At 67.8% G+C, this 26580-nt stretch carries 20 protein-coding genes; 13 read left to right on the forward strand and 7 right to left on the reverse strand.

All coding sequences use genetic code 11. From position 1 onward, the window contains the following. The first annotated feature begins 30 nt into the window (after positions 1–30). From OH804_RS15570 to OH804_RS15580, 3 genes are all read left to right on the forward strand, one after another. Positions 31–960, forward strand: a complete 930-nt coding sequence (locus OH804_RS15570) for a LysR family transcriptional regulator (RefSeq protein ID WP_406066027.1) — start codon at positions 31–33, stop codon at positions 958–960. A 1654-nt stretch (positions 961–2614) separates the two neighbouring features. Continuing rightward, complete coding sequence (locus tag OH804_RS15575) at positions 2615–4327, forward strand: hypothetical protein (RefSeq protein WP_406066029.1); 1713 nt, start codon at positions 2615–2617, stop codon at positions 4325–4327. 51 nt (positions 4328–4378) lie between these two features. Further along, on the forward strand, positions 4379–4552 hold the full coding sequence (locus tag OH804_RS15580; protein ID WP_406066031.1) for a transposase: 174 nt from the start codon (positions 4379–4381) through the stop codon (positions 4550–4552). A gap of 583 nt (positions 4553–5135) precedes the next feature. Here the strand turns inward: OH804_RS15580 and OH804_RS15585 are convergent. After that, entirely contained in the window at positions 5136–5498 is a 363-nt protein-coding gene (locus OH804_RS15585) for a VOC family protein (RefSeq protein WP_244200459.1), read from the reverse strand. Positions 5499–5652: 154 nt separating this feature from the next. Between OH804_RS15585 and OH804_RS15590 the strand changes: the two genes are divergently transcribed. Next, on the forward strand, positions 5653–5916 hold the full coding sequence (locus OH804_RS15590) for a hypothetical protein (RefSeq protein ID WP_406066033.1): 264 nt from the start codon (positions 5653–5655) through the stop codon (positions 5914–5916). 128 nt (positions 5917–6044) lie between these two features. Here OH804_RS15590 and OH804_RS15595 read toward each other — a convergent pair whose 3' ends face one another. Both OH804_RS15595 and OH804_RS15600 read right to left on the reverse strand, forming a co-directional pair. Further along, positions 6045–10745, reverse strand: coding sequence for a PQQ-binding-like beta-propeller repeat protein (locus OH804_RS15595; RefSeq protein WP_406066035.1), 4701 nt, complete (start codon positions 10743–10745; stop codon positions 6045–6047). 33 nt (positions 10746–10778) lie between these two features. Next, complete coding sequence (locus OH804_RS15600) at positions 10779–11921, reverse strand: HupE/UreJ family protein (protein ID WP_406066037.1); 1143 nt, start codon at positions 11919–11921, stop codon at positions 10779–10781. A 998-nt stretch (positions 11922–12919) separates the two neighbouring features. Between OH804_RS15600 and OH804_RS15605 the strand changes: the two genes are divergently transcribed. Beyond that, complete coding sequence (locus OH804_RS15605) at positions 12920–14074, forward strand: hypothetical protein (protein ID WP_406066039.1); 1155 nt, start codon at positions 12920–12922, stop codon at positions 14072–14074. A gap of 613 nt (positions 14075–14687) precedes the next feature. Here the strand turns inward: OH804_RS15605 and OH804_RS15610 are convergent. Continuing rightward, positions 14688–15416: a hypothetical protein gene (locus OH804_RS15610; protein ID WP_231392605.1), complete on the reverse strand. Its 729-nt coding sequence runs from the start codon at positions 15414–15416 to the stop codon at positions 14688–14690. Positions 15417–15459: 43 nt separating this feature from the next. On the opposite strand from OH804_RS15610, the gene OH804_RS15615 reads away from it, so the two are divergent. Next, positions 15460–16086, forward strand: a complete 627-nt coding sequence (locus OH804_RS15615) for a TetR/AcrR family transcriptional regulator (protein ID WP_196922419.1) — start codon at positions 15460–15462, stop codon at positions 16084–16086. Between the two features lie 242 nt (positions 16087–16328). On the opposite strand, the gene OH804_RS15620 is transcribed toward OH804_RS15615, so the two are convergent. After that, positions 16329–16784 carry a DUF1772 domain-containing protein gene (locus tag OH804_RS15620; protein ID WP_196922418.1) on the reverse strand — a complete coding sequence of 152 codons (456 nt, stop codon included), beginning with the start codon at positions 16782–16784 and terminating at the stop codon, positions 16329–16331. Positions 16785–16978: 194 nt separating this feature from the next. On the opposite strand from OH804_RS15620, the gene OH804_RS15625 reads away from it, so the two are divergent. The 5 genes from OH804_RS15625 (at position 16979) to OH804_RS15645 (ending at position 21980) form a co-directional block, all read left to right on the forward strand. After that, positions 16979–17599, forward strand: coding sequence for a TetR/AcrR family transcriptional regulator (locus OH804_RS15625; protein WP_196922417.1), 621 nt, complete (start codon positions 16979–16981; stop codon positions 17597–17599). Positions 17600–18309: 710 nt separating this feature from the next. After that, positions 18310–18897, forward strand: coding sequence for a response regulator transcription factor (locus OH804_RS15630; protein WP_196922416.1), 588 nt, complete (start codon positions 18310–18312; stop codon positions 18895–18897). Between the two features lie 34 nt (positions 18898–18931). Continuing rightward, positions 18932–19678, forward strand: coding sequence for an SGNH/GDSL hydrolase family protein (locus tag OH804_RS15635; protein ID WP_196922415.1), 747 nt, complete (start codon positions 18932–18934; stop codon positions 19676–19678). Further along, positions 19675–20352, forward strand: a complete 678-nt coding sequence (locus OH804_RS15640) for a TetR/AcrR family transcriptional regulator (protein WP_196922414.1) — start codon at positions 19675–19677, stop codon at positions 20350–20352. The genes OH804_RS15635 and OH804_RS15640 overlap by 4 nt, the downstream gene beginning before the upstream one ends. A 638-nt stretch (positions 20353–20990) precedes the next feature. After that, positions 20991–21980: a hypothetical protein gene (locus tag OH804_RS15645; protein WP_406066043.1), complete on the forward strand. Its 990-nt coding sequence runs from the start codon at positions 20991–20993 to the stop codon at positions 21978–21980. Here the strand turns inward: OH804_RS15645 and OH804_RS15650 are convergent. After that, on the reverse strand, positions 21895–22860 hold the full coding sequence (locus OH804_RS15650) for a GntR family transcriptional regulator (protein WP_406066045.1): 966 nt from the start codon (positions 22858–22860) through the stop codon (positions 21895–21897). The two genes, OH804_RS15645 and OH804_RS15650, sit on opposite strands and share 86 nt — an antisense overlap. A gap of 137 nt (positions 22861–22997) precedes the next feature. Here OH804_RS15650 and OH804_RS15655 point away from each other — a divergent pair, with 137 nt between their 5' ends. After that, positions 22998–23609, forward strand: coding sequence for an N-acetyltransferase (locus OH804_RS15655; RefSeq protein WP_196922411.1), 612 nt, complete (start codon positions 22998–23000; stop codon positions 23607–23609). 38 nt (positions 23610–23647) lie between these two features. Beyond that, entirely contained in the window at positions 23648–24526 is an 879-nt protein-coding gene (locus OH804_RS15660) for an alpha/beta fold hydrolase (protein ID WP_406066047.1), read from the forward strand. A gap of 489 nt (positions 24527–25015) precedes the next feature. On the opposite strand, the gene OH804_RS15665 is transcribed toward OH804_RS15660, so the two are convergent. Then, positions 25016–25912 carry a hypothetical protein gene (locus tag OH804_RS15665; RefSeq protein WP_406066049.1) on the reverse strand — a complete coding sequence of 299 codons (897 nt, stop codon included), beginning with the start codon at positions 25910–25912 and terminating at the stop codon, positions 25016–25018. Positions 25913–26580: the final 668 nt, after the last annotated feature.

Genomic DNA, 26580 nt, shown 5'->3' on the forward strand with positions numbered 1-26580 from the left:
CGTTCTTCATTGCTGCTGTAGCGTGGCTACATGAATCTTGACGTACGCCGGCTCCGCGTGCTGCACGAGGTCGCGCTGCGTGGCAGCGTCACCGCCGCTGCCGCAGCGCTGCACGTCACTCCGTCGGCGGTCTCCCAGCAGCTCGTCCAGCTGTCCCGAGAGGCCGGGCACGAGCTTGTCGAGCGGGCCGGGCGCGGGATCGTCCTCACCCCGGCCGGCCAGGTTCTGGCCAGCCACGCGAAGGACGTGCTGGGCGCGGTGGAGCAGGCGGTAGCCGGACTCGCCGCGCTCCGCCACGGCATCAGCGGTACGGTGCGGGTCGGCGCGTTCGCGTCCGCAGCCGGCGCGCTGGTGGCACCCGCTGCCGCCCGCCTGCGGGCGAAACACCCGGAGCTGGACGTGCGGGTGATCGAGGCCGAAGACCAGCAGAGCCGCCTCGACCTGCGCTCCGGCACCCTCGACGTAGCGGTGCTGCAGGAGTACGACCACGTGCCCGTGCCACTGGTCGACGACCTGGACCGACATCCGGTCACCACCGACCCGATGCACCTGATCACCCCGGCTGAATGGCGCCGTCGCACCGGCCGGCTGAGCGAGCTGCGTGACGTGCCATGGATCGCCAGCGCCGAACACACGCCGTGCCTTCGGTCCACATTGCACGCTTGCCGGCTCGCCGGCTTCGAGCCGGACATCCGGCACCGTGCCGTCGACTTCGCGCTCACGCTGGACCTCGTCGCGGCCGGGCTGGGCGCCGCGCTCGTGCCGGAGCTGGCGCTACGCCACGTGCCACCCGGGGTGCACGTAGAGCCACTGGTCGCGCCGACCACCGAGCGACGCATCTTCGCGGTCACCCGTGCCCTCGGCGGCACGCCGCAACGGCCCGCGGTGGACGCCCTCCTGGCGGAGCTGAACAGCCCGCCCGATCTCCCCCACGGACAGCTTCCGCCGATCAGCGCCTGACGTACGTGCTTCGACCCCCGGTCGACGACCATGCGGCCATGAGCAGCGGTGACCCGCGCATTGTCGAGTGCACGGTAATCGACAGTTGCGGGTGGTCTCGTGATAGCAGTCTCATCGCCTGGCGGCCGGCTGAACAATGTCCGGGCCGCCGGTGTGCGGCGTCGGGAGGTAGCCGGGGTACGCCTGCGGCAGTGCCGCCACGCAGGCCGCGGAGCATGCAGAAACGGCGGACGGAACTTGAAGGCGCCATAGAGGACGCGCGTGCTCACCGTGCTGTCGGCTAGCTTCGTGCATCTGGTCAGCTCATACGGGTACCAAGACAAACTTTGAAAGTGTGGACACGGGCGGAAACCGCTCGGCAGCGGCTTGGCTTGACCTGCGTCGCCACGCTGGCTGTCACGTCCAGGAGCTGAGCGCCGCTGACCCTCGGCTCCCGTCCCATCGGGCACGGAGCGGGCACGCCCTGCCCCCTGCGGTCGCCTGCTGTACGCGCCTCTCGGATCACAGATCTCCTGCCGGCCCTCGCTCCGGCTGGTCGGGCAGTGGAGTACAGGTGCTTTCGCCGGTTCTCAGGTACCAGAGCACCTGATCGGACGCTGGCATGGGCAACGGGTCACCGAACGAGTGGACCTCCGGCTCCGCGAGCTGCCCGCTGGCAAGGAAAAGCAAGATGCCTCCGAACCACTGCCCTTCTTGATCGGGAAACTGTCCTTGCACGCGGACCGGAGTCTGTGCCGGTGAGGCGGGAAGGTTCTCGCCTTGTGGGAAGAGGTGGATGGTCCCGCATCCACATCCGCATCCGGGGCGGGCCATGACGTCTCGCGCTTGTACGCGGAGCTCCTCAACACCTGCGAAGTTGTGGCGGAGAAGTGCTTCCAGGACGCCGGCCTCGTTCGCGCTCAGGTACCGTAATGGCGGATCTGGCTCTGTCACGGCAGAAGCTTAGGCGCGGGCGACCGAAGCGCCTAAAGCCCATCTCCGTCGAAGATCCCCGCCCGAGGCATGTTCTGGCACTTGGCGCGACTGTCAGTACCGGCCGGCGCGCCGGCCGATACCGGCGCTTGCGCCGCCAGCAGGCCCAGCGCAGCCGGCGCGGCCCCCTTGCGGGCCAGGGTGCTGTCGTCAGGCACCCGCCGGACACCGGTGAACGCGTCGCGGGTTGCACCGAGACGCTCCCACGCCGCTCCGGCAGGTCGGCGGCCCAATCGACGATCTCCACGACGCGGCTCGATTCCCGAAACCACCGCCGCGATCGCGAGCAGTCCCGGCAGCGGATGGATCCGGCCGCCCGGCGTCCCGTGGGTCCGGAACCCGGGCGAGGGCCTGCAGCAACCCTGGCGTGCCCTGTTCCGACAGCGGCAAAATTCGCCGCTGCACCGATCGCGACTCCTGCGTGACAAGGCGCCTTTGATAGACAGCGTAAGGCCCGGCTACCGAGACGACATTGATCGATGCCTTGACTCTATGCGCCGCCCTGCTCATGATTTACTGCGGCGGTTCAACAGTGAGGGTCAATGTGATGACGCAGGTAGAGCCACCGGCAGGAGGCCCCACATCAGCCGTCACTCTCAGCGAGCTTGGGAAAAATGGCCGACTCGCGCGTGCCAGTTCAGGCACGAGGGATTGGCTGACGCGTGGGGCCCATCGGCGGGAATTGAGCATCGCGAGCCTCGGTTCGGTGCTCCTCGCTGTCGCGATGATCTGGCTGATTCCGCCGTACGCGATTCGCGTGATGACTGCCGGCGCCAGGACTGTGCCGATCGCCGACCCGGCCCACACCATCGTCGGTGACGCGGGTGACCCGACGGCCCAAGCATGGCTGGTGGGATGGGGTGGCCACGCTCTCACCCACGGTCTGCGTGGCCTGTGGGATACCAACGCTTTTTATCCCGACAAGTACGGCCTAGCCCTGAACGACAGCCTGCTCGGCTATGCCCCGGCAGGGCTGATAGGCAGCGGTGTAGTCGGCGCCGTACTGCGCTACAACATCCTGTTCGTGCTGGCTTTCGCGCTCGCCTTCCTCGGCGGCTACGCGCTCCTGCGCCAACTTGGCGCGAACAAGGTCGCCGCCGCGGTAGCCGGGGCCGCCCTCGCCTACGCGCCCTGGCGCTACGGCCACGACGGCCATTTGAATATTCTCTCCACCGGTGGTATCACTCTGGCCCTGGCGATGCTGGCGCGCGGTCACGGACTCTCGCTCACCCGCGGCTACCTTGCCGAACGAGTCCGGCCGGGATGGGCGTTCGCTGGCTGGCTGGTCGCGGCCTGGCAGGTCAGCCTAGGCTTCGGCGTGGGGCTGGGATTCGTATACGTCCTCGCCGCCCTCTGCCTGATCACACTGACAGCCTGGCTGATCCACCGCCCACGCCTTGGCCGCCGGCTGATCGTCGGTGATCTGATCGGCGGGCTGGTCTTCACCGCGGTGACCGGATACTTCGCGTACGCGTACCAACACGTGCGCGAGCTCAACCCAGCTGTCACCCGGGACTGGGACTACGTTGCGCACTTCTCCCCGACACTGCGCGGACTTCTCGTGGCGCCGCAGTCCTCGCTGCCCTGGGGCACCCTGCACAACGACGCCCGCACCGCTCTTGGTGGCGTACCGACTGAGAAAGTGCTGCTATGCGGGTATGCACTGTATCTACTGGCCTTCGCCGGCCTGTTCCTATCCCGCTGGTCACCGGTGCAACGGTTTCTGCTGCTGTTTGGGGCGGTCGTCGGAGTGTTGTTCGCTCTGGGCACGAACGGGCCGATCTACCGCCTGCTCTATCTTTACGTGCCCGGGTTCGATGGATCCCGTACACCAGGCCGGTTGATCTTGTGGCCCACTCTCTGCCTGGCCATCCTCGCGGCCGGCCTGGTTACCCACCTGGCCGAGGTGGCTCGCAGGGGCGCCAAGCCGGAATGGTCGGTGGGAGCGGCACGGCTACTGACCGTTCCGTTGCTGGTCCTCGTGCTAGCTGAGGGCCTGCCTGACCTGAACCACCCTCAAACCCCAGCCAAACCGGCCGCGATGGCGCTAGCCTCCGCGCACGCTCCGATCATGGTATTGCCGTCGGACGACGGCAGTGACCTCAACGTCCTGCTTTGGTCGACCGACGGTTTTCCCGCCATGGTCAACGGTGCGGCCAGCTACACCACACCCAACCGTCAGGCGATCCGCGACGTTATGACGACCTTCCCCAGCGAGCCGGCCTTGGATCGGTTGCACCAACTCGGCATCCGCAGCGTCGTCCTGCTGCGCAACCGGGTCCAAGGCACCCCCTACGAACCACTGCTTGACATCCCCGACGTACCCGGCATCACCCGCCATGACGTCGGGCCAGACGTGGTCTACACCATCGACACCAACACCAAGAACCCCTAACGAATCGATGTTGGGCGTGCCCTCGGGACACGAGGATCGTTCTGTCTGAACGTGAGGAGGGGTGAGCAGCCGCCGTGGATCGTCTCGGACGAACTCTGGGCCGAGATCGAACCACTGTTGCCACCCCGACCACCACGCCGGCACCGGTTCCCCGGGCGTGAGCGCCTCGACGACCGCAGAGTGTTGTGCGGAATCCTGTTCATGCTTCACACCGCGATTCCGTGAAGGTTCCTGCCCCAGGAGTTGGGGTTCGGCTTTGGGAAGACCTGCTGGCGCAGGTTGCGGGGCTGGAACGACGCCGGCGCATGGCAACGACTGCACGAGATCCTGCTCGGCAGGCTGCGGGCCACCGATCAGCTGGACATGTCGAGGGCGGTGATCGACGGCTCCCACATCCGGGCGCCCTGGACGTCAGCGCAACACGCCGTCCATGCCGTCGCCGTCCGCGCCCAGACGTCCTCGTCTCCTCTGAGCCAGGTCCCGTGTAAAGGCTCCACCTCGCCGTTGCCCAAATGGCTCGCGCTCGACGAGGAGGGGATTCCATCTCCGATGGACTGCGTTCGGCAGCCCAAGACGCCGTAGAAGCTGATACCGAACATGCGGGACGACGACACGCGATGCATCCTGGATACGTGTCGCGGCAGAGCGTTCGTCGACCGTCGAGACAAGCCTGCAGCGCGCAGACAGCGGCAGAAGAGTGTGTCGACGGCTCCACGCTCTCGCGGCCGCTTGTGATCAGTGTGCAACGACGACGGTGCGTACGACGCCATCAGCAGGTCTCGGATGCTCGGTCGAAAGCCTAACCAGATCACACCCGGTAGTACTGCACGACGCAGAACTCGTTGTCCTCCGGGTCGGTCATGACGAGGACTGCGCCCTCTTGGTAGTCATGCCGTTCACCTGTCCACCGCCCGCCCAACATCCCGATCCGATCGACCGCTTCGTCAACGTCGGTAACGGCGATGTCGAGGTGTAGTCGCGTCTTGCCGGCCTTGGGCTCCGGGACCGGCTGGAATGTCAGCACCGGGCCGCCCCCGGCGACAGTGACGCGCCGCCAGCCGGGAAGAGACTCCGTCACGCGTCCTCCAAGCACCACGGACCAGAAGTCAGCCAGTCGCTGCGGATCCCGGCAGTCGACCGTGACTCCGGCAAGTCGGCCCAGTGTTTCCACGACACCGACCATAGCGACGATGTGCAGCCCGCTCCCACTGGGACGCACTCATCTCGGCAGCTCCGGCCGCCCCCCGCGGGCGGCGGCCAGCGTGGCGTCCGCCGCTTCCAGGGCGGCAAGGACCACCTCGGCGTACCGCTGGGTCATCTGCGACGTGATCCGCGAGCTCGACCTGGCACGCGCCGAGCTCGACGCCCTGACGAAGCTCGCCGCCCAGCCCGGCCTGCCGTTCTTCCCCGACACGAACGTCTTCCACACCTGGCAGCGGCCTGACCGCATCGATTGGCTCGCCGTGCTGCGTGGATGGACGGAGACCGCGAGGACGGCACGACTCGTTGTGCCGTTGCGGGCCGTTGACGAGCTCGCAGGGGTACAACGTGATCACCTCCGATGCCGGTACTACCGCGTCCAGCCCTGACAGCGTATGGGCTGCCTAACGGACCGACCCGTCCACCGCCAGGACATGCCGCCAGGATCGTCGGCTCGGCGCACGGGGCCGGCCCGGTTGGATTCCGGGCCGGCCCCGTGTGGTGGGGTGCGTGTGCGTTACGGCGCGGGGACGCCGTCGAGGATTCCCACCGCGTCGGTGCCCGGGGTGACGACCAGTTTGCGAGTGAGGGTGTACGAACCACCCGCCGGCACGTCGACGTTGAACCGACTCATCACCCAGTTGCCCGCGGCGTAGACGTCGAAGGCGCTGGCCGGTGTGCCGTAGACGAGGCCGAAGACCTGCGGGTCGGTCCCGGTCATGCCGATGTACGGCTTGCTCGGGGAGTACGCCGCCGTCGCACCCGGCGTCACGATGCCGGCACCCGGGATGACACTGGCCTGGCCGGCCGCGTCGTGGTCCATCGCGTCGCCGGTCCACACGCTGAGGGGAGCCGAGCCGGAGTTGCTCAGCTCCGTCGAGACCGTGGCGAAGTTGTCGCCCGGCTTCAGCGTGTACGTCGTCGTCGCCGTCAGACCCGTGATGCCCTTGACCGGCCCGGAGACCCGGACGACGGCCTTGTCGCCGGTCGCCTGCACGATCTGGACGTCGGTCGCCGCCACCGACCGGTTGTCCCACGCGCTATCGCCGGTCGGCTGGGTCGCCGAGACGTAGGGCAGGTTGATCCAGTCGAACTGGTCGGCCATGCCGCGGACCGCGATGTCGACCGGCTTGCCGCGGGTGCCACCGGAGAGCTGCGAGTCGTTGTAGGCGTCGGCGATCGCCATCGAGAGCTTGTCGTTCTCGAGCATGACGTCGCCGTAGCCCGCCTCGACCAGACCCGAGCCGATCTGCTTGCCGTAGCTCGCCTCGACCGTGACCGGGCTCAGCGCGATGTCGGCGACGCCGCTGCCCACCGCCGGCACGGTGACCGTGCCGGCGGCTGTCTGGTAGCCCAGCTTGGACACCCGGACGTCGTACTGACCGGTCGGGGCCTTGACGAGGTACTTGCCCTGGGCGTCGGTGCTCGTGGTCGCGACCACCGTGCCGGCCTGCTCGAGGGCGACGCGGGCACCGGAGACGGCGGCGCCGCCAGCGGTGATGGTGCCGGACGCACGAGCGGCATCCGGGACAGCTGCGTCGTGCAGGTCGATCTCGTCAGCCCAATTCGCGATGTTGCGCGTGGGGTCGCCACCGGCGGTCGCGTAGTCGGTCAGGTGGTAGAAGCTGAACTGCTTCGTCGCACCGGGCGCCATCGTGGCGTCGTAGTACAGGCCCTCGACGTAGCCGTATGCACCGACCGCGGTCGGCATGTCCAGTGCCCACGCGAGACCGTGGGCGGCCTGGCCGTTCGTGGTGGCTGCGTCAGCACCGACGTAGACGTAGTTCCCGGTCCAGCCCGAGGTCTTCAGACCCGGGTTGGTACCGCTGAACCCGGGGATCCGGCCGTTGTCGACCGAGCTGTCGGGGTCGATCATGTAGTTGAAGTAGCCTTGGTAGCCCGTCGTGCCGGTGTTGGTCAGCTTGACCGTCATCTTCACGATCGGAGCGTCGGGCAGAGTCTCGTAGCGGACCTGCGCCTTGATGGCCGGGTTCGCCCGGTACTGACCGTCGCCGACCACGGCAGCGCCGTCGACCGCGAGGCCGGGCAGATCGAGCTGGTCGTTCGGCCGGTCCCACGAGTCGGGCGGCGTGAGGCTCGGACGCAGCAGCATCTCGCCCCAGTCGAGGGTCTCGGCGCCGTTGGCGTCGTTGAGCATGAGGTCCGACAGCGCCCCCTGGCCCAGACCGCCGATGCCGTTGTTGCCGGCGGCGTACGGCGTCACGGAGGCACGGATCTTATTGTTGGCCAGGTAGTAGTACTCCGTGCCCGTGACGACGTCCGTGCGCGTGCTGCCGTTGCCGTAGTCCGGCGCGTACGTCGACGTGCCGGCGGTCGGGTGGATCACCTTGATCAGCTTGAGGTCAGCGGTCGCGTTGCCGGTGGTGCGGACCGTGACGCTGGCCGCCGAGCGGTCGTCGGCGATCAGGCCGCGCTTGGCCGCCGTGACGGTCCAGGTCGACGCCGGCAGACCGATCCGGTACTGGCCCCGGGCGTCAGTGCTGGTTACTGCGGTGTCCTGACCGGTGGCAACGGCGGTGACCTTCGCGCCGGCGATCGGAGCGCCCGTCTCCGGATCGCTGACCGTGCCGGTCACGGTCGCCCAGCGCTGCGCGGACTCGCCGCCCGGCACGTAGGCGTAGAGGTTGCCGTCCCAGGCGCCCGTCACGACGGTGTTGCCGCTGACGGCCGGACCGGCGCCCACCCAGGTGCCGATTTCGTGGCTCCACAGGATCTGGCCGGTGTCGGTGGCCAGGGCGTAGAACCTGCCGTTGTTGGCGCCGACGAAGAGCGTGTCGCCAGCCACGACCGGGCTGGACATGACGCCACCGTGGTAGATGTCGCCGGGCAGCGCCCGCTCCCAGAGAACGTTGCCGTTCTGGGCGTCGAGGGCGACGACGGCGCCGCTCGGGAAGCCCATGTAGACGACGCCGTCCTTGACGGCCGCGGCGCTCGGGGTCGAGCCGCTCGAGACGAGCGAGGAGCGCGAGCTCCGGTAGGTCCACAGCGTCGCGCCGGTCTTGGCGTCACGGGCGGCGATGCCGTTGTTGGCGCCGATGAAGACCTTTCCCTCGGCCGCGGTCGGTACGCCGTCCTGCCAGCTGCCGAGCGACTCGGTTCCGGTCCACTTGCGGGCACCGGTGGCCAGGTCGTAGGCGAGCACGCGGTCGGCGGTCTCGTTGCCGACGTACACGGTGCCGTCCATGACGGCGGGCGTACCGTCGCTCATGGTCGCGCCGGACATCGGGGAGGCCCAGATCTGCCGCCCGGTGCGGGTGTCGAGCGCCTTGAGGACGCCCTGGCTGCCGATGCCGAAGCGGGTCTGGTAGGGCCAGAGCACGGTGTGGCCGGAGACGGCCGGCGAGTAGTAGCCGTAGGTGCGCTGGTTGTTCGGGGCCGGTGCCTGCTCGGGCAGGGCCTTCCAGCGCAGCTTGCCGGTCCTCGCGTCGACGGCGTAGAGCTCCGAGCCGAGGGTCGGCGCGAAGATCAAGCCGTCGCCGTAGGCGAGGCTGCCGTGGATCGACTGCGGCACCTCGAAGTTCCACAGCTCCTTGCCGTCCTTGAGCTGGACGGCGTGGATCCGGCTGTTACCGTCTCCGTTCTCGTCGCGGGTTCCTGCGTAGACGACGCCGTCGTGGATGACCGGCGACCCGGTGAGGAAGGTGCCGTCGGTGCGGAAGCTCCAGGCCAGGCGGCGGCCGGCCTCCTGTGCCGGCGCGACACCGGAGTGGGCCTCGTTGCCGTGGTGCTGGTTCCAGTCACCGCCGGCGACCGGCTTGAGCGCCGGCTCGCGGGTGAGGGTGAAGTCCGCCGATTTGGTCCAGGTTTTGCCCGCCGCGTCGACCACCATCACGTCGATGCGGTGCTTACCGACCTTCTGCAGGCTGTTGGGCAGGTTGCTCTGCCAGGTGAACTCGCCGCTGTGGTGCAGCGGCATCCAGTTCTTGGCGCCGTCGATCCGGTAGCGCGCCGAGACCACCTCGTCGCCGGTGTCGTAGGCGTTGACCTGGATGCCCGGGAACTTCGCGGCTGGCACCTTCGAGTCGGGCGCGGGGCTGACGATGGTGAGGTGCTCATTCTCGCCGTACATCCGGAACGGGTTGTCGAAGTCCGGACCGGCCATGTGGATGTAGCGGAAGCCGCGGGGCGCGTTGTCGATTGTGTAGGAGCTCGACACGGTCTGGATGTGCTTGGCGGTCGAGGCGAACGCCGAGTTGTTCTCGACGTGGTTGGAGTGCTCGTGGCCGACCAGAATCAGCTGTGCCTTGTACTGTTCGAGCACGTCACCAAAGGCGTCGTACGTCGATGGCGAGCCGAACGGGACGTTCATCGGCTGGTGGGTGAGGACGACAACTTCAATGTCGTTGCGCGGGTCGCGGTCGAGCGGAACGTTCGCGGCGAGGTCGTCCTTGAGCCAGTTCAGCTCCTCGTCGAACGGCGCCGAGCCGTTGTTCTCGAGCACCACGAAGTGCCGGTTGCCGTAGTTGAACGAGTACCACTCCGGACCGACGTTCTTGCGATAGTTGTCGATCTTGGCCGCGTACTCCGACCCGCCCGCGTACTCGTGGTTGCCCACGGCCGGCCACACGCCGACGCCCGACTGCTGGGTACCGCGACGATACGTGTCGAACTGCCCCTGGCTGGCGTCGTTGGTGAGGTCACCACTGACCGCGATGAAGCGCAGGTCCGTACCCGTAGAGTTGATCTCGCGAATCTGGTCGGGCAGCTGCGCGTTGACGTGCGGGTCGGCGATGTTCGCCCAGGAGAAGTTGTCCCCGTCGGAGAACCGGTCGCGCTTCAGGGCGAAGTCCGCCGCGGGCGTCGCGCCATCGACGAGCTGCCCGAGGTTGGCCCAGAACCTGGGCTCCTTGAACTCGTCAAGGCCGAACTGGTAGCCCCGGGGCTGAGTGGCCCACACGATGTCGGTCGTGCGGCGGTCGGTCGAGATTGTCAGAGAGTAGGTGCCGTCGGCTGCGGTCGTGGTGGCGACCACGCCGTCGGAGACGCGGACGCCGGCCAGACCGGCCTCGCCGTCGTTCCGAACGCCGTCGCCGTTGGCGTCGACGTACACGACGCCCCTGACGGTGGCTTCCGGCGGGTCGATCGCGTACGCCACGTATGACGTAAGCGGGCCCGCCACGACGCTGGCGGCGAGCCCCAGCGTCGTGGTGTACAGGACGACGCGCAGGCGCGCGCGTGTCCAGCTGAACGTGGACATCGGGATCCTTCGGATGGGGGTGGGAACGGGGTGTCAGGTCAGGATCGGCGACCGTTCGACGAACCAGACCAGACCGGCACCAGCGACAGCGACGGTCGCCGCGACGGTGCCGAGCGTGAGGACGCGAGCGGCGACCGGCGTGGTCGCCGCCCTGCGCAGGAACAGCAGTCCCGGGAAGGCGAGCCCGATGATCGTCAACTGGACGAGTTCGATGCCGACGTTGAAGGAGACCAGGTCGGCCAGCGTCGAGGCCGACAGCGGGCCGTCAACGCTGATCGCGCCCGCGAAGCCGAGCCCGTGCAGCAGCCCGAAGCCGAAGACCACTGGCAGGCGGTGGCTCGTCCTCGGCGACAGCAGGTTGTCGACCGCGACGAACGCGATCGACAGCGCGATGAGCGGCTCGACGATCCACCCGGGCACGCTGACCCAGCCGACCGCGGCCAGCACCAGGGTCACCGAGTGTGCGACCGTGAAGGCCGTGGCGACCTCGACGACGTCGCGCAACCGCTTCGCGCCCAGCAGCAGCGCCAGCAGGAACAGCACGTGGTCGAGCCCGAAGAGCAGGTGCTCCGCCCCAAGCCGGACGAACCGCGGGATCTCGCTGAGCAGGTCGGTGTGCCCCACCGTGACACTGGTGCGGGCGGTGTCGAGCAACACCGCACCGCGGCGGCCGCCGATGTCGTAGGCCACCATCGTGGTCGTGTCGTCAATAACGCCGTCGGAGACGCGGAAGATGTCGCTGCGGACGGTCAACGCGCCGGACGCCGGACAGTCGTAGGCGAGCGCGACCCGCACCGCACCGGAGTCGGCGAGTTCAACGCGGGCGTCGTCCTTAGCGGTACACCCGATCGAGCTGCGGCTCAGCCGCAGCCGCTCGCCGACGTACGTCGCCACGTCGCTCGCGTGCGCGTCCAGCGCACTGCGCCGCGCCTCGGTCGGCACCTCGGCGGCCGCGCCGTCCACGCCGACCGCGTCCGGGCTCAGCGCACCGTCGAGGCTCAACAGTCGGGCGAGGACGTCGTACTCCACGTCGACGACAGCCGTGACGCCGTCGCCCTGGCTGCGCAGGTCGACCGCAACCGAGGTCGCGCGGACGTGCGCCTGCACCTGCGCCGGAGCGGCGACGAGGAACACGGCAACAAGGGCGGCGAGGATCGCCAGCAGACGCACAGGCATGCACTTCCGTGGTTGGGGGGAACCGCAGTCGGTCCCCAACCCTGCGGTGCTCGCTCCACACGCGGCAACCCGAGACGGCCCAATTCACCGAACCTTCCGCTGCTGATCATCCACCGGCCGAAAGCCGGGCTTCTGAGCGCCGAAATCCGGGTGCCGAGGTCACGAACGTACGGTCCGCCCGGCCCACTTTCCGTCTGTAGCCAAGGCGGGAGGAGCACCGGGTGGACTCGTGAAGTTGAGCGTGACGGGCCAGCTTCTCGTTCGGCCAGGGCTTGTCCGGTCGATCGTGGAACGGTGGCCGCCACCCCGGCCACAGGGCTCGGCCCGTGGCTCTCGGACGAACGTGACACCGGCCTCGGCCATCCGCCGCTAAGCGGCATGACGTGTCGGGGGCGTTGATCGATGGCCCCGAATTCGTGTGCCCAGATGCGGCCCAGATCGGTGCGGAGTCCGGTCGACTGCCGCGCACCAAGCTCCAAACACCACTTCATCACTGACGTGGCGGCGCCCCTCGCCGAAACTCCGGCCGGTGGATCGACCGTGCCTCCAGCCAACCACCGCCCGTGGTCGAGAACGACCTGGCGACGCCGCGCCCTCAGCGACGGCAGGGCGATTGGTATTGCTTACTACCAAACCCAGCTACGACTACGAACGCCGCAGGGAGCATCGAGGTCCCAGACGACTGCACGGCCCACGCCCCTTGACGGCAGCCGCCGGAAGGCTGTTGGCGGGTTGGCGGTAAGCCCTGCGAACACAGCACTTAGGCACTGGCCGACGCACTCGGTGTCACACCGACGATGCTCCTTCGCAGTCACGTTCGCTTCGGTCAGGGCCCGCCGGCTTCACCGCCCGGCTGCGCAAGGTGCTCATCAAGGGCCGAACTCCGCCAAGATCACGATTGGATGTCGGGTCTGACCGGGCCGTTGACCCTCCGGTGCAACTCCCGTGAGCTGTGCGGCGGGCAGGACGCCCGGATCGGGGGAACGACAATGGAAACCATGGCACCGGGACCTGCACCCGTCACGCCGCCGCGACCGCACCGACGGCGGGCATGGCTCGCGATCGCGCTGGCCGGGGCACTGGCCAGCGGGGCCGCCGGAGTGGCAGTCTGGCGGACAACGGCCACCCCGTCACCGGCATCCGCCGAGGTCACTACCCCCGATACGGCCCGGGAACTCTTCGCCGGGCTACCCGACCGACTGCTGCCACCAGCCAACCCGACCGCCCTACCCACCGACCGGGCCGTCGGACGGGGAGCCCTGCTCTACCAGATCAACGATCCCGACAGCTTCACCGCCGGAAGCGGTGGCCTGCCTCGGCTACCGATCTACCTGGTGACCGCCACCGGTGACCAATTCGCCATCGGTACGGTCACCACAGTCGAGTTCAACCACGCGCTCTCCCCGGACGGACGGTGGCTAGCCCAACGCCGAGACCGGCAGTGGTGGATCCGCGACCTCACCGGGACCACCGATCGGGCCGTCCCGCCCGGGTACGAACTGCGGCAGTGGTCCACCGACGGGCAGGCGCTGCTGCTCGGGCAAACCACCGGCACCAGCGAGACGTACACGGCATTCACCCTGCCCAGCGGGGAGCTGCGCCCGCTGGCGTTACCCGCGATGCCGGCCCGTCGAATGCTGGCATTCCTCGACGGGCGCGAACTGGCCACCGCGGAGTTCAACCTCGGCGCGAACCTCCGGCCGCGCCGCCAGCTCACCATCGCCATCCAAGACGTCGACGGCGGCAACGCCCGCTCGGTGTCGATCCCCACCACCCAGCAGGTAGGCCCCGGCGACATCCGCAACGCGGTCGTCCCGATCATCCGCGGCGGAGGCAATCCACCGAGCGTATGGGCTCTGGTCACCCGCCCAGAGCCCACCCCGACCGGCCAGGCGGAACAGACGGACGAAGTAACCCCCTGGACATTGGTCGGAGTAGACCTGCGGTCCGGCCAACCAGCCGGCCGGATCGACCTCGTGATGCCCAAGAATGACCAAGGTGAGCAATTCCTCGGTCTCGCCGGCACCGAAATCCTCCTGCAACGCTGGACCGCCCACGCCGCTGAACTGGTCGCCGTCGACCCCGCCACCGGCCAGCGCCGAGTACTGACCTCACTACCCGACCATGCGCGGCTGACCGTCCCCGGCAACTAGAACTGTTCGAGCCAGCACCAGCACGGCCCAGCGCTCGAGAACAACGAGGGATTCGAACCCACGACAGCCTCATGTCGAGCCTCGTTCAAGGCTTGTCATTGCTTGTCAAAAATAGGCGTTGAGCTGCACAGACACGATCAAATGCTGGTCGCTCCTTGTCACTGATTGTCAACGGCAGACGGGGGTTTTCGGGGGGTAAACGGGGGCCTGGCAGACATGACAGTGCTGGGTCCCACCGCGCCCCACTCCCCCGCCATCGGGGACGTGCCGTCACCAGAAAACAGCGTGCGCCCGCCCGTCGCGACTGGCCTACCCCGGGCAAGGGGTTCGTCTCGGTGGACCGCCACGGACCAATGCCCGACGTGGGATACGCCTTATCGGCGCCATCCCGCTCAGCTGAAGATCAGCCCACCTAGGTCCCGCGCCAGGCGTTCGGCACCCGTCTTTGTCACGAGCCCTCTCAGCCGGACGCGCCTCCACGACCCGACGCGGTGCGCGCTCATGCGATGAGGGATGTCTATGCCTGCGCGCTCTTCGGCGGTTCGACGCGCTGCTGTGCTGGATGGCGACGCTGGCCATTGGGTAGATCGGCCTGCCGATGGCCTGATCGAAATCACTCAACGGGACCGGTGCGTCGGTTATTCGGTATCGCCTGGATGGGAACGGATGTCGGGCGGATCAGGGTGATGCCGTAGGCGACGATCCACACGACCCAGATTAGCCAGCCGACAAGGCCGAGGAGAGCGACCGTACCGGGGTCGTCGATGGCCAGAGGGCTCAGCACGGCCGAGCCGAACTGGAGTGCGGCGGCAAGCAAACCGATCCCGCTGTGCCAGCGGCGGATCAGGCCGGCGCGTCGGCCGCTGATGGACAGGCCGGTCATGGCCAGTGCCAGGAAGGTGCCATTGAAGATGAACAGCGCGTTGTGTAGTGCCCAGAGCCCGGCGATCGTGCTGCTGTCCTGCGCGGTCGTTGACGCGAGCGCGAGCCGGGTGGCCATCACGCCGGTGAAGGTGATGTTCTGCATGATCACCCCGGCGAACCCGACCAGGGACCAGGCTGTGCCTTGCTCGCGGTCGGTTCGCCACAGCACGGAGACCGCGCCGGCGCCGAAGAGGGTGGCCAGCACCCAGGCGATCGGTGCGAGTGCTGACGCGAGGCCGACGGTGTTCTGTTGGGTGGTGAAAAACTGGACAACGTCGTTGGTCTCAGCGCCGGTGTGGGGCAGGCCGGCTGGCACCAGGAAGGCGTTGGTGGAGGCGATCAGGATGGCGAAGCCGAGTCCGGCCAGTCCGGCGATCCGCGAGAACGTCCAGGTGCTTCCGACGCCGAGTTTACGCAACATATATTCAATATAAGGCCCGAAAACTGAAGGAGGCAAGCCATTGACCGCCGAGACAGGTAGGCGGAGGTACGAATCACTGCGCCGGGCGGCGCAAGCGGCAGAGACCAGGGGTGAGATCGCCAGCGCCGCTCGTCGACTGTTCCTCTCCCGGGGCTGGGCGGCGACCACGGTACGTGACGTGGCACGGGAGGCGGGGGTCTCGGTGCCGACCGTCTACGCGGTGTACGGGAACAAGACCGGGCTGATCCAAGCCCTGGCCGATGCGGCAGACATCGCCGCAAATCCATCGCAGTCGCTCGCCGAACTGGAAGGGGCCGAGAACGATCCGGTGCGGCAGCTCGCGGCGATGGCCGGCTACGACCGGCGCCTCTTCGAGCGCGCCGGTGACATCATCGCGCTCGTACGCGAGGCGGGCCGCACCGAGCCCGAGCTGGCGAGCGTCTACCGCGACGGCCGTCAGCGGGGGGACGAAACCAGGATCCAGGTGTTCTCGTCGTGGCCGGGCGGCGTTCTCCGGCAAGGATTGGACATTCCATCGGCCGTCGATATCTACGCGGCGATCTGCAACATCGACGTCTACACCACACTCACCGACGAACGCGGCTGGCAACCCGATCAAGTCGAACGCTGGTGGACCGAGGCCCTGGCCCGCGAACTCCTGACCTGAAGTGTCATGAGGCGCCTCATGACAGGCCGTCCGGGTACGGAAGATTACGAGGTAGACGACGACCACGAAGGCCACGCCACCTCGTCCCACGGGCACCGCGTCCAAAGCCAAGCGGGTACTGGCCGCGACTGACCGTCGGCAAGCCGGTCGCACCTGATCCGGTATCCGCTTCTGTAATCCCTTACACCACAACGGATCCCGTCAACTCACTTCACGTGGTCAACGGGTAACCCAACACTCTCTCAGTCGACCGTGGCGACCGAGAGAGCGACGAGCAGGAAGGCCGCGAGATAGGCCCACGAACGGTATCCCTGAAACCACTCCCAGCGGTTACGGCGCTCTTGCCAGCGCTCCGGAGGGAAATCCTTGTCCCAGCGCAGTGTGGACAGGTTGATCGGCACGTTCACGACGACGGTCGTGACGATGCCCGTGGCCCAGGTCGCGGCCGCAACCCAACGCAACACCTCGGGCAACCCCGTCCCATCAGGGCGGGCCGCGTAGCTGATAGCCAGCACGAGCGAGGCCGTCATCAGCACCGGCATCACAATCCCGAAGGTACGCAGCAGACCCTGTTCGACCAGGATGTGGTCGCGCGGCGCCAGACGCTTGACCACCGGATGCACAAAAGCATAGGAGCCGAACTCGGCGCAGGCCGTGAACCCCAGCACGGCGACGGTGGCGAACATCAGCACGTCCATACCCGGTCCTCTCATCGTGCCGGACTGCACAGTGTCACGCCCCATCGGCGAGCTGTGGCGCAGCATCCGCGACGTGACACCGCACATGAGAAAGCACGGCTGGAGCCGATCGCCGCGATCGCCGTTGCTCCCGCCGAGGTGGCCGATCGGCAGCGCATCGCAGAGGTTATTGATTGATTGATAACATGTCAACCATGGGCCAGAAACGAGTCTCCTCGTCCCAGCGACGCGCTTCCGTGCTCGCTGCGGCGATCCGGATCTTCGGCAGCAAGGGCTTCGCCGCAACCACCACGGCAGACATCGCCCGCGAGGCCGCCGTGAGCCAGCCCTACGTGGTGTCCCTGTTCGGCAGCAAAGACGCGCTCATCCGAGCCGCGATCGAGCACGCGCTCGACAGAGTGGTCGAGGTGTTCGAGCAGACGATCGACGACGACGCACCTGGCGACCTCGCACCGCGTATCGGTGTCGCCTACCTTCAACTGTTCAAGGAGCAGGGGTTGCAACTCTGCCTCGCGCACGCCTTCACCGCCGGCACCGATCCGGAGATCGGGCCACTCGCCAGAGACGGCTTCCTCCGCGTCTACCGAGTGCTCGTCAACCGCGGCGATCTCACACCCGAACAAGCCAGTCAGACCCTCGCCGCCGGCATGATGGCCAACGTCATCCTCGGCTTACGTCTGGCCGACGACTATGACCGTGAACCCGCAATACGCGAACTCCTCTCGGCGACCTACCCGAGCAACGTCGAGCTCCTCAGGACCGTCACCAGTGCCTACGATGGCCTCGCCCCTCTACAAGGTGGGGCCGGCGTTTGATCCGCTGGTGGGTCAGGTCAACGGCGGGACGGTCGGACCGTTGGGCTGCAACTGCAGCGCCCAACCCGAAAGCATGGACCATCGCCGACGACTGGTCTGATCATCAAGGCGTTGCACGCACGCACAGCTGAAGGCGAATTCCCGTGGTCGGGTGTGCTTGGCCGCAGGGGCGCGAGACACAGAATGGATGCGGCAATGTGGTCCGAGGGGAGTCGAACCTCCCGTGCGGAATCAGTGCATCGTTCAAGGTGCATGCGCAGATGGATTACGGGCGCGCTGAGCGCCCGATTCGGGGGCATTGCCACCCGACAGCGATTCCGCTTGGCGACCTAGGCAACGATGGCACGGACTTCAGGAAGCGGATCGTGGAATTGAAGTGGTGCTTATCTGGAGACTGGGAGTCAGAGAATAATGGGTCAGCGCTCGACCTCACTCTCGAAGGGCGACCTGGATCGGATTCGTCGCTGCCGGATCAGGTATTGGTTGTTGAAATTGGCCGGCGATCACAGCTACATTACATACGGAAATGGGCCGACGACGTGGCACACGCCTGGATTCTTTGTCGTGTCATCGTGCGCAACACAGTAGCCGGAGGATGGAAAACCGGCTGAGATACAACTGCTCTGAGAGAACTCCCGTCCATAGTCCGCGCCGGCGTCGCCGCGGCCCTGCGTAACGAGCCGGACACCATCCTCGCCGACGACGGCGTGGTGACCACTGTGCACCCGCGCGCGCCCGAGGTGATTGTGATCGACCTGATGCAACGCACGCTCGACGACCGGCCGGACGGCCCGGGCGACGGCACCGCCGAGCCGCACATCGTCGCCCTGTGCTCCGGCGCCGAGCACGCGAGCGCCCTGCAGGCGATCCACCACGGAGTGCGGGCGGTGGTCCACCGGGACGACCCGGTCGGCCACATCGCGATGGCGATCCGGGCGGTCGCCGCCGGCGAGGCGTTCCTGTCCCCGCCGCCCACCCGCTACCTGCTCGAAGGGGTCCGGATCGACCGGCCCGGGCCGCGCCGAAGGCCGGTGGCCGCCAGCCTGAGCCGCCGGGAGCTCGAAGTGATCGCCCTGCTGTGCGACGGCGTCGCCAACCCGGAGATCGCGCGCAGGCTCTCCATCTCGGCGACCACGGTGCGCCCACAGATCCACCACATCGCCACCAAGTTCGGGCTGCGGGACCGCACTCAGGTCGTGGTGTACGTCTTCCGGCACGGGTTGGCGGCACCGGACCCGGGCGAGGGGCCTTCCGTTGCCTCGGTCCGGCCCTGGCTGTTAAGGTCCACTGTGTCATAACGATGTTATTTGCACGGCGAACGAGGTGGTCGGCATGGCGGCGAACCGGTGGTTGCCCCGTTTCCTGCGGCAGATGCCCCGACTGCCCGACGCCGCCGGCGACCATCTCGGCGAAGCCTCCGGCGACGGACCCGTCATCCGGATGGTGATCGTCGGCGACTCGGCCGTCACCGGCGTCGGAGCCGACCACCTGGACGGCGCCCTGGCCGGTCAGCTTGCCACCGCGGTGGCCGGGCTGACTGGCCGGCGCGTCTGCTGGCGGGTACTGGGGCGCACCGGGGCCCGCGCGCGCACCCTCGACACCTACTTCCTGCGGCACCTCAGCGACCCGTGCACGCAGTGGCGCCCCGACCTGGTGGTCGTGTCCATCGGGGTCAACGACGTGACCCGGCTGCTCCCGCCGTGGCTCTGGGAGCGCGACTTGCTCGCCCTGATCGACCGGATCCGCCACCGGCTCGACCGCTCGGTGCCGATCCTGTTCATCCAGCTCCCACCGGTCCGGCAGTTCATCGGGCTGCCGGCGCCGCTGCGGCGGTCGCTGGGCCTGCTGGCCGAGCGGTACAACCGGCGCCTGCGGTTGCTGGCCCGGCGCGACCCCGACGTCTACCGCCTGCCGGCCGATGACCTGCTCGTGCCGCTGGCCGACTTCTTCGCCTCCGACGGCTTCCACCCGTCGCAGATCGGCTACCGGGCCTGGGCCCGGTCGATCGCCTCGCAGATCGCCACCGTCGTGGACCTGCGGGCCGGCCGGTCGCCGGCAACCGCCCGGAGTGGCCGGTGACGCCGGCCCGCCGGACGACGCCGGCCCGCGGGCGGGGCGCCCCGTCGGCCACCGCCGAGGTACGGGAGGCGCTGATGACCGTCGGGTGCCGCCTGCTCAGCTCGGACGGCCCGGCCGCGCTCTCGGCGCGCCGGCTGGCGGCCGAGGTCGGCACCTCCACGATGGCCATCTACACCCATTTCGGGGGTGTCCCCGACCTGGTCGAGGCGATCGTGCAGATGGGGCTCGACCGGCTCGCCGAGCGGCTGGCGGCGGTCCGCCCGACCGACGATCCGGTCACCGATCTGGCCCGCCTCGCCCGGGCGTACCGAGACAGCGCACTGGCCGACCCCCATCTGTACGCCGTCATGCTGGGCGGCGTCGCGCAAGCCCACTTCGGCCTGAAGCCTCGCGATCTCGAACTCGATTCGCTCACCCTCGGCGCCGCCGACGTGCACGTCCGCCGAAGCATCGAGGCGGGCCGGTTCCGGGCCGGCCCGCACTGGGATCTGACCGTCCAGGTCTGGGCGATGATGCACGGTTGGGTGATGTTGGAAATCGCCGGTTACGGGATCGGAGCCAGCGTTGACGACTATCTTCTCCACGTTCTCGTCGGGGCCGGCGACAGCCTTGCCGACGCCACCCGGTCGGTGCGGCGATCGGGTGGCGTCGGCCTGACGGCTGGGCCTAGCTGAGTGAGCGGATCCAGCAGTGGCCGCGGCCTCGGGCGCGCGAACGCTTCATTTTTTCGTCGAGCCGCTGGCTGCCGCCGGGGCCGACCGACGGCGGAGTCCCCGCGCGCACGGGTGATTGTTCCGACATTGAGGTATGCCTGAGCCGTATTCGGCTCCACCGGGTATTCCGGGCCTTCGCTCAGTACCGGACGACGCAGGACCGGCTACCACCGCCTGTACCCGTACGGCAGAATCGGCTAGTGAAGTTCAACTTTGACGTCGGTGTCCAAGAGCGACACGAGGTGACATTCTCGTTCAGCAATTCTGGGGAGGCCTGTCGATCCTGGTAGACGACCAGCCCGTCCGCCAGGAGCTGCGGGTCCTGTCGGCCGAGTTAGTCAAGCGGTACGAGTTTGTGGTCGGCCAGGAGGAACGTCACTCCGTGCTCATCGAGAAGGCACGCAAGCTTCTCTTCGCCGGCTTCCGGCCGCAGCAGATCAGGGCCTATGTCGACGGGCATCTGGTCGCCGAGCACGCCGCCTGAGCAAGGCCACTTGCCTCCAACACGCCGCCCCCACAGAAGTTGGCGGCTGCAGCACGATGTGTGAGCCGGTTTCGGTGACGGGGGCCATCGGTCGGCGTACACGGGGGCTTGTGCCATGGGTTTTGCAGTCGATGTGGCCGCGCTGCGCGGCCTTCCGCCGTTGTTCGACCGGCTCGGGGATGACGCCCGGGCCGGGTTGACCTACGTCGATTCGAACACTGTGTTGGAGTACGGGCCGGGTTTCATCAACCGGATCAGCGCCAAGCACGAGAACGCCATGCTGGCCATTCGAGACCTTGTCGAGGACGTCGCGAAGTACACGGCGGCCGACACCGGCGGAACGTTGTGGCAGTCGCTCGACTACTACGAACGGACCGACGCTGCGGCCGCTGAGCGATTGGACCAGGCCTTCCGGCGTGACTGGGCGCTGGACCGCTCCGAGTACGCGGGCTTCTACCGGGACACCGCCCTACCGGCGCCGTTCGCCGACCGGACCGACCCGCAGCAGCTCCTGCGCGCTGTACCTGACTACGACAAGGACGACGCGTTCCAGTTCGAGCCGCAACTGTGGGACACGGCCAGCCCCACGTCAGTGAGCCGGGACGTGATCTGGGGCGCCACCTGGCTCGCCGCCAAGCTGGGCATTTGTGACCGCGCCTACGACCCGTACGAATCGCTACTGAAGCCGGTCGCCGGTGACTGGGCCGGGGTGCGGGGCTGTGCGGACGTGTTTGGCAACCTCGCCGCAGCCTTGGCGGGCATGGCAGACAACGTACGGTGGGGTGCCCTCAGCTCCGAACAGGATTGGCAGGGCAAGGCCGCCACCGCCTTCCAGGCACACCTGGTCGACTCGGCCCGCAAGCTCGACACCGCCGGGGGACCGTTGCTCGCGCTCGCTGCCGAGTACCGCAGGACGGCCGAGGCGATAAGACTACCGACCCCACCCGACCGGGACCGAGAACGCGAAGGCGACCAACAGCATCGGAAGCGGGCCCCTCAGACGACGGTCCGTCGCGCCCTCATGACCGCGCTCGGGCAGCATCCTCCACCAGGGTGGCGAACCCATCGAGATGGCGTGCGAGACCGTACTCGAACAGTCCATTGAGGTCCGACACCGCCTCGGTCGGGATCGTCGACAGCAGTGGGAATCTTCCACTGTCGAGCGTCTGGTTGGCTCGCTTCTGCTGTGCCAGCAACCACCCGTCGAGCGTGACACCGGTCTCCTGCTCCGATTCGACCTCGGCCGCCATGGACAGCGCGACGGTGGCGACCAGTCCGTGGAGCGTGAGCGCCTCGCGGAGCCGTGTCGTCATGGGCAGCCCAAGTCCGTCGAGCGCGCGCAGGATCCACTCGGTGTGCGCCATCATGTTGGGCACAAGCGCCGGACGGGTGAACGAGACGGCTCTGGGCAGCCAGAGGTGTCGCCGGCACAGTTCCCACTGTTGGTGGGCGACGAGTTCGAGCTTCGCCCGCCAGCCGGGTGGTCCTGGGTCGGGTAGTTCGGATTCGCCGAAGACCTCGTCGACCATCTGCGTCACCAGATCGTCCTTGTTCGCCACGTGCCGGTAGAGCGACATCGGGCCGACGCCGAGGTCGACCGCGAGACGTCGCATCGACACTGCGTCGAGTCCCTCGGCGTCGGCGATCGCGATGGCGGCGCGCAGGACGTGCATCCGGCCCAGTGGCTGCTTGAACGCGCGGGCCTGCCGTGGCCACTGCGACGCGGCCGGGCCGACCGGGTGCTTGCGGCGGGCGTCGTTGCTGACCACCGTACCGGAACCGACCGTCGTTTCGACCAGCCCGCTGTCACGGAGAGTCGCCATCGCTCTGGTCGCGGTCGCTACCGCGACGCCCCACCGCTGCGCGATTTGCCGGACGGAGGGTAGCCGGTCCCCCGGCCGCAGGTCGCCGGACAAGATTCGGCCGCGAAGCTCCTCCACGATGCGCCGGTACGGCGGATCCGGGCGCGGCGTCGGCGAAGGCATGACTGCCCTCCGATCTACTGGTGCCGTTGTCGTCCGACTGCAATGTACTAGGTCAATCTTTCTCTGGCTAGTACACTTACTCGGCTTCTCTAGGCGGCAGGGACCCGGTTTTGCCGGAGCGAAGATACGTTGTACGCATGACGAAAGATACACCGTACGCACTCGTGCGGCAGACGGATGTCGCAGACCGGCAGGCGGTTTTGGACGTCCTCACCGAGGCGTTCACGGACGATCCGGTCGCCTGTTGGCTCTTCCCCGCATCGGATGAGCGCGGCCGTCTCCAGTCGTACTTCTACGGTCAACTACTGGATCAGGGCGCCGCCGAGGCATACCTGATCGGTCGTGGCGAGGGTGCCTCGGTATGGCTGGCGTTGCCTGCGGGCCAGGCACCCGACGAGGAACATCCGAACGCGCCCGACATGGACCAGAGCTCGATCTTCGGCGGGAACGGCGTGCGGTTACGGACTCTCGGGCGGGCACTGGCCGAGCGGCATCCCCGTCGCGAACCGCACCTCTACCTCTCGTGCATGGGGGTGGTGGGCGGGCGGCAGGGCGCCGGACTCGGCTCGGCGATGCTGCGCCACCGGTTGGAGCGAGCGGACGCCGACGGGCTCGCCGCGTACCTGGAGGCAAGCTCACCGCGGAGCCGGGCCCTCTACCTGCGACACGGCTTCGCGGACCTCGGCGAACCGGTTCACGTGGCGGACAGCCCACTCCTATGGCCAATGTGGCGCCAACCGAGCCGTTGACCACCCCACCAATTCCACAACGACAAGGGAGAATCTCGATGACGACGAAAGACACCACCGGCGATCGTCGACCGCCGACGCTGGTCTTTGTACACGGCACCAACTCCTCGTCGTACTTCTGCTCGGGACTGATCACCGAACTCACCCTGCGGGGGCACCGGTGCGTGGCCGTCGACCTTCCGGGACACGGGGCTGAAGGGTTCTTCCCCCGCTCGTACCAAGCCCCGCAGGACCTCGAAGGGCTGGCAACCGAGCCGTCGCCCCTCGCCAAGATCACCATCGACGACTACGTCGAGCGCGTCGTGGACGTGGTGCGCCGCGCTCGCCGCCACGGGCCCGTGATCCTGGCCGGCGCCAGCCAGGGCGGCGTCACCGTGAGTAGAGTCGGCAACGCCATCCCCGAACTGCTCGACCGGGTCGTCTACATGGCGGCGTACTGCTGCGTCGACCTGCCGAACTTGGCGGCCTACCTTGCCACGCCAGAGAACAGTGACAGCCTGCTCCCCCTGGTGACCCAGGCAGTGGTCGCCGATCCGACGATCCTGGGGGTGGCCCGAATCAACTGGCGCTCGGCCGACCCTTCGGTGTTCAACGGCATCAAGCAGTGCCTCGCCGGCGACTTCACCGACGAGGCGGTGAGCCGGCTGCTCAACACGCTCGAGCCTGACGAACCCGCCAGCATCCCCCTGGCCGACGCCCGCGGCGAAGCGGGCACGTGGGGCCGGATTCCCCGGACGTACGTGCGCTTCACCCACGACCGGCTGATCCCACCTGCGCTACAGGACCGGTTCATCACCGAGGCCGACCGCCTCACCCCGGACAACCCGACCGACGTACGAAGCATCGCGGCACCCCACGTCGGCCCGTTCGACCGACCCGAACTGGTGGCGATCTTCGCCGAACTCGCCAGCCGCTGACCAGACACACAATTCGGCGTCGCTGAAGCGGGCAGGAATGAGGTATTCAGACACTGGCCCTACTGGTGGGGACTGTTGTCGGCTTGTTATTTTGTGTTGTGTCAGCACCGTACTGCGGCTCCGGGGCCTGCGGTCGCACCCGGGCCGGACGATCAGGCGTTGCTTCGGCTCGCTACGCAGCGGCTACGTAGCTGCCCGAGGGTTCTCGCCTACACCCGCTACACCGGCCTCATCGATCTCGGCCCGCCGTCCGAGGTGTGCGTCACCGCGACCGATGCCAACGTCCGGGCAGCCTTCCGGTCGCTGATCACACGTGGCTACGTAGCGTGTCGCGGCACACGGACTGAAGGTGTTGGACGGCGTTTCACTCGAACTCACAACGGCGCCGTGCCGACAATCCCGGGTCAGGATCGTCGGCACGGCGTCGTGAGTTCGGACGAGTCCGTCCGAGCACAGCTAGTCTCGGACGGACTCACGGAGGTCCTCCCGCTACTGACCGTAAGCTTTCGCGGTCCAGCCGAGCGAGCCGAGGGAGCCACCCTTGATGTCCGTGCCGACTCCGTCCGTCTTCAGGGCGTCGAAGTGCACGGAGGCCGAACCGGCGGCGGTGATCCCGAGCAGCGGCCGGCCGTTGGGGTGCGCGTCACAGTAGCCCGTGCTGAGGCTGGTGAAGGGCCCCCAACCGCTCGCCCGCAGTACCTTCGAGGTGATCGTTGTCGGGGTGGCCCGGTTGACTCGCCACTCCTTGAGCTCCCCGTTGGCCTTGGTACCGATCAGCACGTCCACGGCGGCGCTGCCCGTTCCGCCGCTGCGCTCGTAGGTCAGTGTGTTGACCGCGTCCCAGCCGGTGGTGGTCAGCCTCACCGGCGCGGAGAGCGTGAACACGTCGTCCACGTAGGTCTCCGTGTAGCGGTAGAGCGAAGTGCCCGCCACGCGGTAGAGGTACGGCGACGCCGATGCAAGGATGCGGGTATCGGCGAACCCGTTCTTGAAGCGGCTGGCGGTGATCGCCGTGACTCTCCAGGTGCCGTCGACCAACTCGCCCTGGCGGCTCACCTTGTAGAGCCAGCCGTCGGTCGGATGGGCGGCGTACTCGGTGCTGCGGAAGCTGGTGTCGTCACCAGAGGCACCGATCTGCTGATGCGCCGACGGCACCCAGCTAAGATTGTCGTTGGCGTAGGCCTTGGTGCTGGTCGTCCTGTCGGAGTACACATAGCTGAGACGCTGCCCATCGGAACGGTACGCCGCGGTGGAGACGCTACAGTCCGCTGGAACGTCACTGAGCGCCGCAGCCGCCGGCCCGGCGGGCACGACGACTCCAGCCACGGCGAGACCGGTCGCGACAACGCTCAGCGCCGTCGCGGCGGCCACGATGGATTTACGCATGAGGCAAGATCCTCCAGTAGTACGACTCTGGGGCGAGGGTCGCCGCGCGCGGGGTGTGGATAAACGGTCCCGCTTGGGCGTCGTGCGTTGCCGCACATCCAGGGCGCACGGGGGTGCTCCCCGATGGGCCAGTCTGGACAGCAGAACGGTACGGCGTGACCCGTACAATCGCCGTACAACTGGCGTATAGACCCCCCACTCGCCCCCCGTCATCCGAGTGTGGGCCACCTGGTGACAGCGCCGACATTAGGTCGACCGGCTCGACCGCCGGCACAAGGTTCGAGCGCCGTTCCCGATGCGGTTGGTGGGACGTTACCTCTGGCGACTTGATCGTCCAGCAAGATTTCGGGCATCGCTTCATTGCTACGGTGACCCTCGTGCAGGACGTGACCTGAGCTTCCCCCGCTCTGATGGAGGGGTGGTTACCTGCTGCCGGTCGGTGCAGGCGTGACGATATCTGGCTTGGCATCGCCTCACGCGCAAGTTCGACCTCAAGGAGATACGGGAGTTCGGTGGGTGACTCACCGCCTGGCCCCTCGAACGCGGCAACCGCGTCCGACTCAGGTGACCACGGACGAGCCGCGTAGAGGGTCGCGTCGTCCGGCAGCTCGGCCAGGCGCTCAATCAGTTGCAGGAGCGAACCATGCACACCTTCAGTATGGAAGAGC

It is taken from the genome of Micromonospora sp. NBC_00860, assembly GCF_045207375.1.
Lineage (GTDB): Bacteria > Actinomycetota > Actinomycetes > Mycobacteriales > Micromonosporaceae > Micromonospora > Micromonospora vinacea.

What these genes read in the sequence shown, in the direction of transcription:
- OH804_RS15570 (WP_406066027.1), top strand. Translation starts at nt 31, where the DNA reads ATGAATCTTGACGTACGCCGGCTCCGCGTGCTGCACGAGGTCGCGCTG.
- OH804_RS15595 (WP_406066035.1), bottom strand. Translation starts at nt 10,745, where the DNA reads ATGTCCACGTTCAGCTGGACACGCGCGCGCCTGCGCGTCGTCCTGTAC.
- OH804_RS15600 (WP_406066037.1), bottom strand. Translation starts at nt 11,921, where the DNA reads ATGCCTGTGCGTCTGCTGGCGATCCTCGCCGCCCTTGTTGCCGTGTTC.
- OH804_RS15605 (WP_406066039.1), top strand. Translation starts at nt 12,920, where the DNA reads ATGGCACCGGGACCTGCACCCGTCACGCCGCCGCGACCGCACCGACGG.
- OH804_RS15620 (WP_196922418.1), bottom strand. Translation starts at nt 16,784, where the DNA reads ATGGACGTGCTGATGTTCGCCACCGTCGCCGTGCTGGGGTTCACGGCC.
- OH804_RS15625 (WP_196922417.1), top strand. Translation starts at nt 16,979, where the DNA reads ATGGGCCAGAAACGAGTCTCCTCGTCCCAGCGACGCGCTTCCGTGCTC.
- OH804_RS15635 (WP_196922415.1), top strand. Translation starts at nt 18,932, where the DNA reads ATGGCGGCGAACCGGTGGTTGCCCCGTTTCCTGCGGCAGATGCCCCGA.
- OH804_RS15645 (WP_406066043.1), top strand. Translation starts at nt 20,991, where the DNA reads ATGGGTTTTGCAGTCGATGTGGCCGCGCTGCGCGGCCTTCCGCCGTTG.
- OH804_RS15650 (WP_406066045.1), bottom strand. Translation starts at nt 22,860, where the DNA reads ATGCCTTCGCCGACGCCGCGCCCGGATCCGCCGTACCGGCGCATCGTG.
- OH804_RS15655 (WP_196922411.1), top strand. Translation starts at nt 22,998, where the DNA reads ATGACGAAAGATACACCGTACGCACTCGTGCGGCAGACGGATGTCGCA.
- OH804_RS15660 (WP_406066047.1), top strand. Translation starts at nt 23,648, where the DNA reads ATGACGACGAAAGACACCACCGGCGATCGTCGACCGCCGACGCTGGTC.
- OH804_RS15665 (WP_406066049.1), bottom strand. Translation starts at nt 25,912, where the DNA reads ATGCGTAAATCCATCGTGGCCGCCGCGACGGCGCTGAGCGTTGTCGCG.